The organism is Halopseudomonas xinjiangensis (assembly GCF_900104945.1).
In the GTDB taxonomy this organism is placed as follows: domain Bacteria; phylum Pseudomonadota; class Gammaproteobacteria; order Pseudomonadales; family Pseudomonadaceae; genus Halopseudomonas; species Halopseudomonas xinjiangensis.
This window is the reverse complement of record NZ_LT629736.1, coordinates 1,891,491-1,905,377: the sequence shown is the minus strand read 5'-3', so window position 1 is coordinate 1,905,377 and position 13,887 is coordinate 1,891,491. Positions and strand designations below refer to the sequence as shown.

The window sequence follows — 13,887 nt, the reverse complement described above, 5'->3', positions numbered from 1 at the left end:
AGCCCTCACAGCGATGCAAACCATGACTCCGATTCGCTACGCCGAGACCGACACGCTGAGCCTGCGTCAGCTCGATGAGCTCAATAGGGTTGAAAAGGGCACCAGCTTCCGCGCATTCAAGGCTTGCCGTGACGCTCTGATCGAAGGAGTCGATTACTTCCATCTGCCAGCTCAGGAGCACGAGTCGTTGATCAACGAGCTCAAATCAGCCGGACTCGTCTACGCGACCACTGTCAATCTGGTTCTGTTCACCCACTCAGGCTACGAGCGTATCCGGCGAAGCGCCGCTTCCCGTCCCGCTCCTTCGAATGATGGCTCTTTGACATAAGTTGTTGAAATACTGATAAATATTCCTATCCATCACTAAAGCTCGTTTCGTCTCGGTCGATACTTGAAGCAATCCAGGACCGCTATCCGGTCCGCTGACACTTGCCGAGATCCTTCATGCTGAAAAAATCGATACGTGCACGAACGCTGGCTCTTCTGGCCGGCAGCCTGGCTCTGCTCCTGGTAATCGCCCTGGTCAGTTTCAGCGTACTGTCTTCCAAGGTCGACGCATACATGCATCTGGTGCATGGCCCCTTGCGTGCAAGCGAGCTCATCGATCGTGCCAGCAGCCAATTCAAGACCCAGGTCCAGGAATGGAAGAACGTGTTGCTGAGAGGCGAGGACCAGGCAGCGCTGGACAAGTACTGGGGCGCTTTCCAGGCGCAGGAGCAGAGCGTCCAGGCGACGCTGAGCGAACTCGGCGCGCTCGAAGGCATCCCCCCTGAGGTTGGCAGCGCAGTTCAGCAACTGCGTGCGGAGCACTTACGTCTGGGCGTTGCGTATCGTTCAGGGCTGGATGCCTTCATGGCCGCAGGCCGCGATCACCAGGCCGGTGACAAGGCCGTGAAAGGCGTGGACAGGGCGACCTCGGAGCAAATGGAAGCGCTGGTGCGCTCGCTGCGCCAAAGTGCCGAAGATCAGGCAATTCAGATCGACGAGAGTTCTGACAGGGCGGTGTGGCTGGGCATCATCGTGCTGATCGTTTCCGGGCTCGGCTTGATCGTGATCAGCGCCTGGCGGATCGACCACATACTGGTGACCCCGATCCGGACACTCACTGAGCGCATCGATTCGTTAAGTCGGGGCCGACTGGGTCAGCGCATTGCAACGGACCGTGTCGATGAGCTTGGCCAGTTGACCAACGCCGCCAACACGCTGACCGACTTTCTTCGCGAAACGTTTCGGCAGTTGCAGACCAGCGGAGCCGAGCTCGACGAAGCCAGCGGCGCGCTGAACTCGGTCGCCACCACCATAGCCGCCGGAACCCGTGACCAGTTCAGTCGTACCGATCAGGTTGCCACGGCGATGGAAGAAATGTCGGCAACCGCACAGGACGTTGCACGACACGCGTCGGCTGCGGCAGCATCAGCCGATGCTGCCGAACAGGCAGCGCAGCGCGGTGATCTGGTTATGCAAGGGACGGTGGCTTCGATCAAGAGCGTCCGCAAGGAGATCGCTGCAACGGCTGCGGTAATCCAGCAACTGGAGAGCGACAGCGGCCGCATCGGGCAGGTGCTTGACGTCATCCGCGGTGTCGCCGAGCAAACCAACCTATTGGCGCTCAACGCTGCTATCGAAGCTGCGCGGGCAGGAGAGGCCGGCCGTGGGTTCGCCGTCGTCGCCGACGAAGTGCGGACACTGGCGCAGCGCACTGCCGCATCGACAGCCGAGATCAATCAGATTATTGCCGCGGTGCAGCGCGGTGCGCTGGATGCGGTGGGTGCCATCGAAGCCGGTCAACAGCAAAGCGAAAAAGGGCTTGAGGAAGTGATCCAGGCAGGTGATGCGCTTCGGCAGATCACCGCGGCGGTCGAGGCGATCCGGGATATGAATCATCAGATCGCGACGGCTGCGGAAGAGCAAAATGCCGTCGTTGACGACATCACCTGCAACCTTTCCCAGATACGGGAAATCGGTAGCGCCAACCAGCAGAATGTCGAACGCACCGCGACCGCCAGCGAGCGACTGCATGCCATTTCGGCCGACATGCGCAAATTGACTGCGCGTATCGTTCAGTAGCTGGAAGAAAGTGTGCCGCCGCGAGCTGTTCGGTCTAGTCAGCCGCGTGCGGGCTCGCGATATCGCTCCAGGCATCCGTCGCGTCCGAGCCGATAGCGGGCGAAGTCCTCGGCCAGGAACAGCCGTCCGCTATAGACGCCCGATGCTTCGGTGTGAATATCTGCGATGGAAGGGCTGCGCTCCGGGTTGGCCTGATATCGCGCGCTGAAGTGGGTCAGGACCAGGTTCGGTACGCTGATCGATTCGGCGAAACTCGCCACGGCGCAGGCGGTGCTGTGACCGAAATCCGCTTTGCCGCGCTCGGCTATTTCCTGCGTATAGGTCGCTTCGTGAACCAAGACCTGTGCCGAACGGGCGACCTCGTTGAGTAGCTCCGGTGTGTCATTGTCCCCGCCGACGACTATGCGCCGCGGCTTACGGTTGAAAATCAAGAAGTCGTCGCTGCGCAGGGCTCGACCTTCAAACTCCACGTCATGCCCTCGCGCGAGTCGCCCCCACAAGTGGCCGCGTGGCACGCCCTCTCGGTCGAGCTTCTCCACATCGAGACGTGGGTCGGGCCTGGCTTCGGTAAAACAATAACCATAGGAAGGCACGCGATGGGAGAGCTCAATGGCCTGCGCGCGCAGGTTGCTGTTGCGCCATTCTCCGAGCTGTTCCGTTGCATGGAAGACCAGATCGAACGGCAAATGCGTGCGGGACATGGTCAGCGTGGCATCGACCCATTGCTTGATGCCTTGTGGCGCCATGATTTCCAGCGGCTCGCGTCGGCCGGACATGCCGGCGCTGGCAAGCAGGCCCGGCAAGCCGTAGCAGTGATCGCCGTGCACGTGGGTTATGAATATCGCGCTGAGATCATGCAGCGAGAGTGGCGTGCGCAGCAGCTGGTGCTGAGTCGCCTCGCCACAATCGACAAGATACCAGCGCTTGCCGGTTTCCTCGGTCAGCGCCAGCCCGCTCACGTTACGTGAGCGAGTGGGCGTACCAGACGACGTACCCAGAAACAACAGATCCACCAGACTCCTCGCTATATCTGAACTAAGTCTCGCCCAACGCTTCGGATGTAATCCGAACTGGACGGTGGCAGCTGGGTAATTCACCCACCTGTTTCAGTCTAACCCTGTTTCGCGGTGCGACCAGTCCGAGGCGTTGCCAAGATCGTTCGAAACCATCGAGGAGTTGTTTCATGCCGCAGAATCCTGTGCTCAAACCGGCCAAGCTTGGTCCTCTGGACTTGCCAAACCGCATCGTCATGGCGCCCTTGACCCGCCAGCGTGCGTTGCAGCCGGGCAACGTGCCAGGCCCGCTGAACGCTGAATACTATGCTCAGCGTGCCAACGCCGGGCTGATCATCAGCGAAGCGACGCAGGTATGTCCCGAAGGGCAAGGCTATGCCTGGACGCCGGGCATCCACAGCCGGGAGCAAGTCGAGGGCTGGACGCAGGTCACCGACCGCGTACACCGTGCCGGTGGCCGGATCTTCATGCAGCTGTGGCACGTCGGGCGCATCTCGCATCCGTTGTTGCAGCCAGGCGGTGCGGACCCGGTCGCACCTTCCGCCATCCAGGCGCAGGCAGACTGCTTCGTCGTAGAGCCGGACGGCTCCGCGCACAAGGCGCGAACCGCCATGCCACGTGCGCTGGAGACCACGGAGATCGCTGGAGTCATCGAGGCGTATCGTTCAGGCGCGGCCAATGCCATGGCCGCGGGCTTCGACGGCCTCGAGGTTCATGCGGCCAATGGATATCTGCTTGATCAGTTCCTGTGCTCGAACAGCAACCAACGCACTGATCAGTACGGCGGTAGCCTGGAAAACCGTGCGCGCCTGGTGCTGGACGTGTTGGACGCGGTGATAGAAGAAGTCGGGGACAGCGGACGGGTGGGCCTGAGACTATCGCCCATGGGTACGTTCAACGACGTCAACGATGCCAACCCTGAGGAAACCTTCACGTATCTGCTTGAACAGCTCAACGGCAAAGGCCTGGCGTATCTTCACGTGAACAAGCCCGACTGGGCTGGCGGCACGTATGAGGGCTTCGATGAGCTGTATGCCACGCTGCGCCGCACCTACAGCGGCACGATGATTCACTGTGGCGGGCACACAGCCGAATCGGCAGCCGAGACGGTCGCCAGCGGGCAGGCGGATCTGGTGGCCTTCGGTCGCGGCTATATCGCGAACCCGGATCTGGTAGCGCGAATCGAGACGGGAGCCGGTTGGAATAACCTGGATGCGAGTACGTTGTACGGCGGTGGTGCGAAGGGCTACACGGACTATCCGATGATGCGCTAGAGAAAGGAAGGCCATTAAAAAAGCGGGCAACCGTTCAGGTTGCCCGCCAAGTTCAGGTTCCGCGCTTTGGGTTATGCACTCGGGCCGTAGTCGGAGCAGTTGCCCTTGCCCAGATACTTCTCCAGCAGTTTCCACTGCCCCTTGTCAGTGCCGTCCTTGTAAGGCTCGACCGACAGCGTGTAGTTGCCCCAGGCCCGACCACCGGCCCAGTAAGTCACTGGTATGCAGTTTTGCTGCAGATATCCCAGCAGGTTATCCATGGCCTCGAGGTAGCGCGGGTCGTCCGGAATACCTGACTCGCCGATCTGCCCGCGCTTGCCGTTCTTCTTCAACCAGTTGACGAAAGGGGTTGCGCGCTTCACACCGACCATTGGATCGACTGTCAGATCCGTACTGTACTTCTGACCACTCGCATCGGAGTCCAGATAGAGGTGGGCGGAGAAGACCAGGTTATCCATCGGGTCGTTCAGCTTCAGCAGTTCGTTGCTATGAGTTGCCCAGCGCGCTGCGCTAGCCCAAGACATGCCTTCGATGTAAATAGGCCGCTGGCGGTCGTACTTGCGCACCCCGTCGATGCCCTTCTGCGCAGCGACCAACCAGGTCTTGTCAGCGTCGCCGTATGGCTCGTTCATGATGTCGTAAGCGTACAGCGAGCTGCGGCCCTGCCACCTTTTGGCGATTCGCTCCATCAGATTCTGGTAAGCGGAGTAAGGGACTTCGGCACTGCCGATAATGTTTTTGCGATACCGGCCATAGTTATGGATGTCGAGAATGATTGCCATGTTGGCTCTGGACGCCTGGGTGAACATGGTATCGATAAGGCCGGCATAAATTGGATCAAACTCACCGTTTAACGCAGGCTGAAGGCGCTCCCACTTAATAGGGAATCGAACACTTTTGATGCCTTTCATGCTCCACTTGTCAAAATCGCCTTCTCTTGGGAAGAAGTAGTGCGTATTGTGCTTGCCAGGTAACTCGCTGCTGGTAAATTCGGCACCGGCTATATTTATGCCGATAAGCTCGAGCATGCCGGTTCCAAGGTTAGGGTCGTTACTAACCAAGTTTTCGGTGGAGCCGGAACTGGTATTGCTGCCGCTTCCGCTAGTTCCGCTGGTGGAACCTGGGGAAGGCAGGGGACTGGTCAGGGTCGGCTGCGTCGGAGACTCGGTAATCAGCTGCAGGGGCTGCTCCTGCACAACGGTCTGGGTAGGCTGAGGCTCGCTGGTGCTGCTGCTTCCGCCGCCACCGCCGCCACCGCTGATGCAGCCTTGCACGTTGCCGATTACCAGGGCGAAGGCAACGATAGATAGCCAGCGCTTGGTAGAATTCCGAGTTTCCGCGGTCATGATTTGATCCTTTTTTGTAGTTGCGCGCAGCGGGGCAGGTACTAACGAACTCCTGCCAAAACGCTCCTGTTGTTTGTGATGTGAAGTGTGTCAGGCGGGATCTTAATTAAAAAAAATTTAAAAAAAAGGAACTAGATCCTGTTTTTGTTGTCGCTTCGGCTAGTTGGCGACGAGCGGTATTGTTTTATATATTGTTTGATATTTAAACAATATCGAAGTGCCATTATTAACTTAGGCAAACTAGTGCGGTCAATAAGTTGTCACTTTTGAGTTTCTGTTTGATATTCGCCATTTAAATGGCACATAGCCTCTTTTGGAACTTACGGTAGTTTAAAGTTTGCACGAAGTTGATTTGTACGCGTCCCGTCGCACCCACAACATTTCAGGGCGACCTCGCCACGACCGAGCTGCAGTGCGTCAGGCATCGTCGCGAGGCAGCTCGCAGCGCATCGGCAGTGGCTCGTCCGTCGGGATTGTTCGTGTCAGCGTCCCTGGCGCTGGCATAGTGGTGCGATGACTACTGCAACCTTTCGCTTTTATGCCGGCTTGAATGCGTTCCTGCCCCCCGAGCGCCGCGGGCAGACGTTCTGTAGCCGCGGCGCCGAGCACGCCAGCGTCAAGCACATGATCGAAGCGTTGGGCGTACCGCATACGGAAGTCGCGCTGGTCTTGAGAAACGGGGAGGCGGCAGGGCTGGCGGAATCTGTTGGCGACGGCGATCGGCTTGCGGTTTATCCCAAGTTCGAGACGCTCGAGATTGGGGCACTCTCTCGAGTAGCTGTGCTACAGGAAGGCGCGCCGCGTTTCGTCGCCGACTCGCATCTCGGTGCTCTGGCTCGTCTGCTGCGTATGGCGGGGTTCAATACGCTGTACGACAACTGTTACGAAGATGCGGCGCTCGCCGAGCTGGCGAACCGGGAAGGCCGGGTGTTGCTGACCCGTGATCGGGAGTTGCTCAAGCATCGAGTGATAAAGCTCGGCTGTTTCGTGCATGCGGTCAAACCACAGGAGCAGCTACGGGAGCTATATGATCGCCTGGACCTGCAACGGAACATGCGCCCGTTCAGTCTGTGCCTGAGCTGCAACGAGCCGCTGAGAGATATAGAGAAGGGAAAAGTGCTGCATCAGCTCCCCGAAGGCGTCAGGGAAAGGCATGAGCGGTTCCTGACCTGCGATGGATGCCATCGCGTGTTCTGGGAGGGCACACACTGGGAGCGCATGCGCCGCATGCTGGAGGGGCTGGCGGTTCGGTCACGTATCGACGGCTGACCGATGCCGTTCATTGTGAATCGTCAGGCTTGCGCAAAAGCGCGCCGAGGCCTTCAAAAGCCTTGTGCGTCGCCGATTTGGCCTTGGGCGTGGCCGTCGAGGATTCGGTGAAGTACTGCTGGTCGGTGTAGCGGGAATGTTCGTTATCGTGACAGTACAGGCAGAGTAACTCCCAGTTGGAGCCGTCTTCCGGATTGTTATCGTGGTTGTGGTCGCGATGATGCACCGTCAGTTCGCTCACTCGTTTGCCGCTGAATTCGCGTGCACAACGACCGCAGACCCAGGGATACATCTTCAGGGCTTTTTCCCGATAGCCAGCTTCCCGGCCCCGGCCGTCGTGATTCGAAGACATGGTTCCACCTCATTCGCAATGATCTGCCCTGAGTGTAGCGTTCAACCGCGTTTGGCTGCAGCCTTTCTGGTGCCGATCCAGATCGTGTGCTTCGCGCCGCGGTTGCCATGGGCGTACACCTGGACCTGCTCTGTGCTGAAGCCGGCCTGCGCCATGCGAGCGGGAAACTTCTGGTCCATGCTTGCGGACCACACCGCCAGCACACCACCTGGTCGCAACGCTGTGGCACAGGCGCCAAGACCGCTCAGTGAATACAGCCAGGTGTTGTTCTGATGGGTGAGCCCTTCGGGGCCGTTATCGATATCGAGCATGATTGCATCGAAGACTGAGGTTTCACTCTTGAGTACCGCTGCTACGTCATCATTGATGATGTGAGCGCGGCTATCCTGCAGCGGGTGCCCGGCCCTGGCCCCCAGTGCACCACGGTTCCATTCGATCACCCCAGGTACCAGCTCGGCCACGCTGACGCTGGCGTCCGGCTGCAGATGCTCCAGTGCCGAGGCAAGCGTGAAGCCCATTCCCAGCCCACCGATCAATACACGTGTCTTTGGCCGGGAAGCGATGCGCTTGCAAGGAATCGATGCCAGGGCGTCTTCGGAGCCGTGCATGCGGGTGTTCATCAGCTGTCCACCCTTGCCACTCTGGAGCTTGATGACGAAGTCTTCACCATATTCGAACAGGCAGAGCGCTCCGCCGTCGTTGGGGATGGGGGCGGTGTCGAGCAGGACGAAGCGTTTCATGGCTAGCCGAATCAAAGCAGGGCATCAGAGTATGCCGAGAAACGAGCGCCGAAACCATGCGTGTCGGTTAGCTCCGCCGAGGTGCTTCCTGGTTCATTTCGAGCTTGCTGGTCGGGTCCGAGCGCTTGCAGATCGCTCCCCGGCGTAGCCAGCGGCAGCGAATACGTTGTCTTGATGCGTGTTCGGTAGTCGGTGTGTCGATCATCGGGTGTCTCCAAAGGATGCGGACTGTGCCCGCTTGCCCCCACTATGCTCGTACGCCCGTTAACGAGTGGTTAACGTTCAGCGGAGCGTCTTCGGCTGGCACGTCTGCCGAGCCGAGCGTGACCTCGACGCGTCTGCCTGAACTCAATGCCTCGTTTACATAGCGCCAGCCGAGGCGTTCGGTGAAGCGCTCGGTCAGTTTCAGGCCCAGACCGAAGCCGGTGTCCCCGGCAGGCTCCGCCGCGTCGCGTGATGCGTTGACGATGCGCACGAAGCTGTCGCGCTGAAAAATCTCGACCGTGCCGTCGCGAGTATGCTGAAAGGCATTGCGGATCAGATTGCCGAGCACGATGCGGGTCGGCGATTCGGGCAGGTATTGCTCTGCAGGCGACAGATCCAGGGTGAGCTGCACCTCGTCCGCAAGCAGATAGCGAAGGCCGTCGACGAGATCGATGATCAGCTGGTCGAGGCGCAAGTCACTGCAAGGATGCGTGGCCCGATCATCGCGCCCCAGCCAGAGCAATGTCTCGGTGACGTTCTTCATGGTCAGGCTAGCCCGGTCGATGCGGTTGAGTATCTCGCCTTCACGCGGGTCCGGTTCCCGCGAGGACGTGGTCTGAACCTTGCGCAGCAGTTCCAGATTGTTGCGTACGACACTGATGGGTGTGCGCAGCTCATGGCTGGTATGGCTGAGGAACGCCTGTTCCCGCTGAAGCCCCTGTTGCGCGGTATTCAGGCTGTTGCGCATCAGTTCGGCGAAGCGATTGAGTTCTGGATAGACGAAGTCCGGGACGGGCTGGTTGAGATTGTTTTCGTTGAGACTGGCCGCCCAGGCGCCTAGCGCAGTGATAGGCGTGGAAATGCGACGCCAGAGGAGAATCACCACCAGGCCAACGACCAGCGCGCTGCCGAGACCTATCAGGATAAGGTTGACCAGCCGGCCCTGAGCCGGCGATATCGCGCCCGCCATGCTCGGCGGGGACAGCAGCTGCTGAGTGACGAACCGCTCCCCGGCGGGCGTCATCTGCCTGACTGCAAAATAGAGCCGACCGAACGGACCATCCCCGCCGACGTGCGCCTTGTACAGCGTGCCCGGGTCAGACGGGGCCTCGTCGAACGCGGCGCGGATCGTCTCCGGTTGTTGTGCCCACGTCCGCGTGACCATGTATTCTTCGCGCGGGCCCGGCACGCCCAGTTCATAGGCCACGCTCTGCATCGCCGCTCGGCCCAGCTGCCCGGCCATGATGTTATCCATGCCGCTGACGTACGATCGCGCCGAAACGAAGGTGTAGCCGCCGACCAGCGCAATGCCCAGCGTCAGCAACGTGATCAGGACCAGCCCTTTCAGGCCGAGCAGGCGCATCATGGCGCTGGCTCGCGAACGACGAAGCCGTAGCCGGCCACGGTATGCAGCAGCGGCTGGTCCGAACCACCGTCCAGCGCCTTGCGCAAATGATGCATATGGACCTTCAGTGCGTTGCTGTCCGGAACGTCTTCACCCCATACAGCCTGCTCCAGCTTCTGCCGGGGCAGGGCTGAAGGGGAGGCGCGCAGCAGCGTTTCCAACAACTTCCAGCCTATCGGCGACACCTTTACCGTAGCGCCGGCGCGGGTGATCTCATGCGCGGTCAGGTCCATACGCAAGTCGGCGCACTGAAGCACCTTGACTTGCCCACTGCGGCGGCGGGTCAGCGCGAGCAGGCGTACGACCAGTTCCTGCAGCTCGAACGGCTTGACCAGAAAATCGTCGGTGCCGGCCTGAAAGCCCTCGAGCTTGTCTTTCAACTGGTCCCGGGCCGTCAGCATCAGGATCGGCACATCGTTGCCTTCAGCGCGGAGTCTATGGCAGACGCTGAGTCCATCCAGGCGCGGCAGGTTGAGGTCCAGCAGCATCGCATCGTAGGCGTTCTCCTGGCTCAGCTTCACCGCGGTCAATCCGTTATCCGCATGGTCGCAGCGAAAGCCTTCAAGCTCGAGATATTCGATTACGGTTGCAGCGAGATCTCGGTCGTCTTCTACCAGCAGGATATCCAGCATAAACAGTCTCTTGATTGATCGAACGGGCAATGGAGCGGACGGCCGCCAGCAAGGCAATGTGTCTACAAGCGGGTTAACGTCGGGTTAACGAAAAGACATCTGCATCGGTAGCCGTCAGGGCTGGTCGTTAACCGCGCATTAACGCGGCGCCGTGCACTCTGCTGCGCATCAGGGCCGGTGCGGCCCGATTGCAGGAGATTGAAGATGTTTACGAGCGCATACGCAGTCCAACAGACCCCCTGGTTCCCTCACATTCCTGTTGTTCAGTGCCCACCGATTCCAGCCTGGCGCTGCGACCATGAGTCGTTTTACCACCCCGGGGCGCCAAGCGGAATGCGTGATGCCTCCGGCGTCGTTCTTTCATGGTCCGAGCCACTTCGGCCACGCATCGACAAATGCGATGTTGCGGCGTTTTACCGTTTCGCGCTGCCCCTGCAAGCCGCCGGCTGCGCTCCTGACGCAGCAGAGCATAGCGTTTGGCATTCTCATCTTTATGGTCCGGTCACCGGCCTGTACAACGGTGCGTCGGTGCAGTCCGGGAACGGGCCAGCGGCAGGGGCCAGCGCCGAGGGCAGTTCGGTGGCTGCTGCAACCGTAGATAGAAAGTTGGTGGCATGCGAACGCAAGCCGGCCAGCCGGGCGCGCAGGCGGAAACTGATGGCGGGTTATCTTGGGGCTGTGGTGTTGATGGCGGGTGCGCGTTTCAGCGCTCAGGTCCGGCAGAACCCGCGAGCGCGGTGGTGGGAAGCGAGATAAGAATCACCACGAACGCGGGTAGGCCTTGCGAATCAGGCGAGAACATCAGGGAATCCGTTCTCGCGCTTCGATCACTGTTGCTGCTGGGGTGGCTCTTCCTGATCGTCGGGCATGGTTACGTCGACGTCAGGCACGGTGACGGTTTTTTCGCGGGTACCCACGTCTACATCCGCAGCGTCGACGTCATATTCAGGCATGTTGCCGCCTTCGGCTGAAACGTCTACGTCGGGCATGCTGCCTTCTTCGGTCTGCTCTACATCGCATGCGGCAAGGCCCAGCGCAGCCGTCAATATGGCGGCGGGGGCAATCCATTTACGGTAGAAGATCATGCGTCTCTCCTTAGTGGCTATTCATCTAGCGAGACCCGAAGGAGGTCTCCGCAACACGCAGCAACTTTCGGCTGCGCTTATTACAAAGACTCGTTTCGTCTGGGAGAGTTCGCGCAGCGGCGCGTCCCGCTGGGGCGCCGACGCTGATGTGAGTCGAGTTGAACCCGAGAGTCGCGCGCCGCTCTACTGATTGCACCCATCAGAAACAGGAGAGACTTCATGCAAACGAAACTCATCACAGCACTGGTTGGTTCAGCCTGTCTGTTGATCGGCAGCCAGACCATGGCTGCCACAGCAGGCGAAGCCGGAATGTCGATCGAAGACGCCATCAAGAAAGCCCGTAGCCTGGGCTACACCGAGATCGAAGAAATCGAGGCCGATGGCGACGAGTGGGAAGGTCAAGGTAAGAAAGAAGGCGATGAGGAATACGAATTCCGCATTGATCGCAAGTCTGGTGAAGTGCTGAAAGACGAAGAAGACTGATTGTCGACTCAGCTTCTCGTCCGAGCTGCCGGGGCGGTGGATAGCATCGTCCCGGCGCACCATGAATCCGTCCTATCCCGCTGCCATCCACGTCACCTTCACCCCCGGATTCCGCGTTGCCGTTTGATGGGCCCCGTCAGCGCTTTGCGCTGCTGGAGCCAGGCGGTGGATAACCGATACTGCCCTTGAGTTTGTCGACGCGCTCGGGCTCGAACTTCGGCAAGGGCATGTCGCCGGCCTCCCGCCACTGGTTGACCTTTTCTTCTGCTTCCCGGGATTTGCTATCAGAGCGTCCCGAATCCGAGGCCAGATAGACCGTCTGCGACGGGAAGGCGAAACCGGTTCCACTTTCACGAACGATGTCGGCGATCCGCAGATACAGGTCTTCCTGAATTTCCAGGAAATCGTCGTAGTCCTTGGCCAGGACGTAGGCAAACACTTCCAGGTTCACCGATACCGCACCGAATCCGGTGAAGCGCACCCGGGCCGGATCTGGATCGACGCGAGGGTGGGCATACAGCATCGAACGGATCTCCACCAGAAGGTAGCGAATCTGATCCGGCGTCGTTTCGTACCGCAAGCCCAGCGCAGGGTGAAACCAGAAACGATCGCGATGTGCGTAGTTCTCGATCACGCGCGAGGACAGGTCACCATTGGGTATCACCACCATGGTACGGTCCAGCGTGCGAATGCGGGTCGAGCGCATGCCGATCTGCTCGACCGTCCCGACGATGTCACCGATCTTGCAGAAATCGCCCACCCGTACCGGTTGATCGAAAATCAGGCTCAATCCGCCGACCAGGTTCTCCACCGTCTTTTGCGCCCCCAAGGCAATGGCGATACCGCCAATACCCAGTGCCGCAAGGCCCGTGGTCACGTCGAAGCCGATCATGTCCAGAACGCTGATCACACCCAGCGCCACCAGCAGTACCTTGATGCTGCGGCGGAAGAACAGGATGGCGGACAGCGCGCCCATGTTGGCGCGGCGCGTCGTTCTGGTCAGCAACGCGCTGGCGATGACGTCGATCAGCCGCCAGGCCAACAGCAGAATGGCAAACCAGGCCACCAGGACGGTCACTTGACTGAAGTACTGTCGAACGATGATCGAGATTCCCGCGCGCTGGGCGGCAGCAACGAAGAGCATGACGGCCAGATACACCCGGATCGGCTGGCCGAAAGCCTGAACCAGGCCGGTGGGGTAGTTGGGAAACCGTCGCCTGAGTAGGCGCCGCGCACCACCAATCACTGCAGCCACTACCAGCCGGCTGATCACATACGCAAGTATCGCCAGCAGCACCATGGCCAGCCAATGACCGATAGGCACGCCCTGCCATTTGCGTTGGATCAGCACGCTCGGGAGCAGCTGGTCCACGGTGGTATGAAGATTTTCATCGAGCGTTTCTGGTAGGTACTTCAGGGTCTCTGACGATACCCGCCACAGCGGCTCGTCGGTTTCCTCGGTGCGCTCCAGGTACAGCGGCACCACCTCGCCCTGCAGCGTGACCGAGCCGATCCTTTCCATGCGCGGGGCCAGCCCGTCATTGAGCTTGCCTTCCGGCTGATCGCTCAACGCCACGGATGGCTGAACGTCGCCGCCCTGATCCAGTGCAATGCGCAGGCGTCGGGCAATCTCCGCTCCACCCTGACGGGCAATGCGCCGGGGCAGCCCCGACAGGTCGAGGTATTCGGCCGCCTCGTCGTAGCTTTCTTCGGCCATTGCATGGATGTATCCGCTGAAGGCGCCCCGCGGCGTCGTCCGGCCCAGCGGATCTTCGGGCACGGAAGCGGGTGGGGCGGCTTCTTCGCCTGCTTCCGGCGCGGTGGTCTGCGCTACCACCGGGCTCGCCGTCACCCAGGTGGCGCCGATCAACAGCAGGGCAAAAAGGTACGTGCAAGTTCTGAGCATAGACATGGCGTCCTGATCCGGCGGAGCTTGGCGAAGCGGCTGCGAGGCATGTCAACAGAGACAGCCGCGAATTGGGTTTAGCTCCCAATCGGCCGCACAGCCTGTGCGGCG

Annotated in this window: 13 protein-coding genes; 5 read left to right on the top strand and 8 right to left on the bottom strand. The window is 60.1% G+C overall.

What is annotated here, in order from left to right:
• Positions 1-22: 22 nt before the first annotated feature.
• Together BLT85_RS08665 and BLT85_RS08660 are read left to right on the top strand one after the other, a co-directional pair.
• Positions 23-328: an ORF6N domain-containing protein gene (locus BLT85_RS08665; RefSeq protein ID WP_157718152.1), complete on the top strand. Its 306-nt coding sequence runs from the start codon at positions 23-25 to the stop codon at positions 326-328.
• A gap of 116 nt (positions 329-444) precedes the next feature.
• Positions 445-2,067: a methyl-accepting chemotaxis protein gene (locus tag BLT85_RS08660; RefSeq protein ID WP_093393302.1), complete on the top strand. Its 1,623-nt coding sequence runs from the start codon at positions 445-447 to the stop codon at positions 2,065-2,067.
• A gap of 38 nt (positions 2,068-2,105) precedes the next feature.
• On the opposite strand, the gene BLT85_RS08655 is transcribed toward BLT85_RS08660, so the two are convergent.
• Positions 2,106-3,080: a ribonuclease Z gene (locus tag BLT85_RS08655; protein ID WP_093393299.1), complete on the bottom strand. Its 975-nt coding sequence runs from the start codon at positions 3,078-3,080 to the stop codon at positions 2,106-2,108.
• 170 nt (positions 3,081-3,250) lie between these two features.
• Between BLT85_RS08655 and BLT85_RS08650 the strand changes: the two genes are divergently transcribed.
• Positions 3,251-4,354 carry an alkene reductase gene (locus BLT85_RS08650; protein ID WP_093393296.1) on the top strand — a complete coding sequence of 368 codons (1,104 nt, stop codon included), beginning with the start codon at positions 3,251-3,253 and terminating at the stop codon, positions 4,352-4,354.
• A gap of 71 nt (positions 4,355-4,425) precedes the next feature.
• On the opposite strand, the gene BLT85_RS08645 is transcribed toward BLT85_RS08650, so the two are convergent.
• Positions 4,426-5,700, bottom strand: a complete 1,275-nt coding sequence (locus BLT85_RS08645) for a glycoside hydrolase family 5 protein (protein WP_093393293.1) — start codon at positions 5,698-5,700, stop codon at positions 4,426-4,428.
• A 513-nt stretch (positions 5,701-6,213) separates the two neighbouring features.
• Between BLT85_RS08645 and BLT85_RS08640 the strand changes: the two genes are divergently transcribed.
• Positions 6,214-6,969 (top strand): Mut7-C RNAse domain-containing protein, encoded by a 756-nt coding sequence (locus BLT85_RS08640; RefSeq protein ID WP_093393290.1) that lies wholly within the window; start codon positions 6,214-6,216, stop codon positions 6,967-6,969.
• Positions 6,970-6,979: 10 nt separating this feature from the next.
• On the opposite strand, the gene BLT85_RS08635 is transcribed toward BLT85_RS08640, so the two are convergent.
• The 5 genes from BLT85_RS08635 to BLT85_RS08610 form a co-directional block, all read right to left on the bottom strand.
• On the bottom strand, positions 6,980-7,321 hold the full coding sequence (locus tag BLT85_RS08635; RefSeq protein ID WP_093393287.1) for a YajD family HNH nuclease: 342 nt from the start codon (positions 7,319-7,321) through the stop codon (positions 6,980-6,982).
• Between the two features lie 41 nt (positions 7,322-7,362).
• Positions 7,363-8,061 carry a spermidine synthase gene (locus BLT85_RS08630; protein WP_093393284.1) on the bottom strand — a complete coding sequence of 233 codons (699 nt, stop codon included), beginning with the start codon at positions 8,059-8,061 and terminating at the stop codon, positions 7,363-7,365.
• 247 nt (positions 8,062-8,308) lie between these two features.
• Positions 8,309-9,631 carry a sensor histidine kinase gene (locus BLT85_RS08625; protein ID WP_093393281.1) on the bottom strand — a complete coding sequence of 441 codons (1,323 nt, stop codon included), beginning with the start codon at positions 9,629-9,631 and terminating at the stop codon, positions 8,309-8,311.
• Positions 9,628-10,302 (bottom strand): response regulator transcription factor, encoded by a 675-nt coding sequence (locus BLT85_RS08620; RefSeq protein ID WP_093393278.1) that lies wholly within the window; start codon positions 10,300-10,302, stop codon positions 9,628-9,630. Before BLT85_RS08620 ends, BLT85_RS08625 begins: the two co-directional genes overlap by 4 nt.
• 827 nt (positions 10,303-11,129) lie before the next feature.
• Positions 11,130-11,387, bottom strand: a complete 258-nt coding sequence (locus BLT85_RS08610; RefSeq protein WP_093393272.1) for a hypothetical protein — start codon at positions 11,385-11,387, stop codon at positions 11,130-11,132.
• 219 nt (positions 11,388-11,606) lie between these two features.
• Here BLT85_RS08610 and BLT85_RS08605 point away from each other — a divergent pair, with 219 nt between their 5' ends.
• Entirely contained in the window at positions 11,607-11,870 is a 264-nt protein-coding gene (locus tag BLT85_RS08605; protein WP_093393269.1) for a PepSY domain-containing protein, read from the top strand.
• Positions 11,871-12,006: 136 nt separating this feature from the next.
• Here BLT85_RS08605 and BLT85_RS08600 read toward each other — a convergent pair whose 3' ends face one another.
• Complete coding sequence (locus BLT85_RS08600; RefSeq protein WP_197673839.1) at positions 12,007-13,782, bottom strand: mechanosensitive ion channel family protein; 1,776 nt, start codon at positions 13,780-13,782, stop codon at positions 12,007-12,009.
• Positions 13,783-13,887 lie beyond the last annotated feature (105 nt).

Coding starts and splice junctions, on each gene's coding strand:
- BLT85_RS08650 (WP_093393296.1), top strand. CDS start 3,251: ATGCCGCAGAATCCTGTGCTCAAACCGGCCAAGCTTGGTCCTCTGGAC.
- BLT85_RS08605 (WP_093393269.1), top strand. CDS start 11,607: ATGCAAACGAAACTCATCACAGCACTGGTTGGTTCAGCCTGTCTGTTG.
- BLT85_RS08610 (WP_093393272.1), bottom strand. CDS start 11,387: ATGATCTTCTACCGTAAATGGATTGCCCCCGCCGCCATATTGACGGCT.
- BLT85_RS08640 (WP_093393290.1), top strand. CDS start 6,214: ATGACTACTGCAACCTTTCGCTTTTATGCCGGCTTGAATGCGTTCCTG.
- BLT85_RS08600 (WP_197673839.1), bottom strand. CDS start 13,782: ATGTCTATGCTCAGAACTTGCACGTACCTTTTTGCCCTGCTGTTGATC.
- BLT85_RS08660 (WP_093393302.1), top strand. CDS start 445: ATGCTGAAAAAATCGATACGTGCACGAACGCTGGCTCTTCTGGCCGGC.
- BLT85_RS08630 (WP_093393284.1), bottom strand. CDS start 8,061: ATGAAACGCTTCGTCCTGCTCGACACCGCCCCCATCCCCAACGACGGC.
- BLT85_RS08665 (WP_157718152.1), top strand. CDS start 23: ATGACTCCGATTCGCTACGCCGAGACCGACACGCTGAGCCTGCGTCAG.
- BLT85_RS08645 (WP_093393293.1), bottom strand. CDS start 5,700: ATGACCGCGGAAACTCGGAATTCTACCAAGCGCTGGCTATCTATCGTT.
- BLT85_RS08620 (WP_093393278.1), bottom strand. CDS start 10,302: ATGCTGGATATCCTGCTGGTAGAAGACGACCGAGATCTCGCTGCAACC.
- BLT85_RS08635 (WP_093393287.1), bottom strand. CDS start 7,321: ATGTCTTCGAATCACGACGGCCGGGGCCGGGAAGCTGGCTATCGGGAA.
- BLT85_RS08625 (WP_093393281.1), bottom strand. CDS start 9,631: ATGATGCGCCTGCTCGGCCTGAAAGGGCTGGTCCTGATCACGTTGCTG.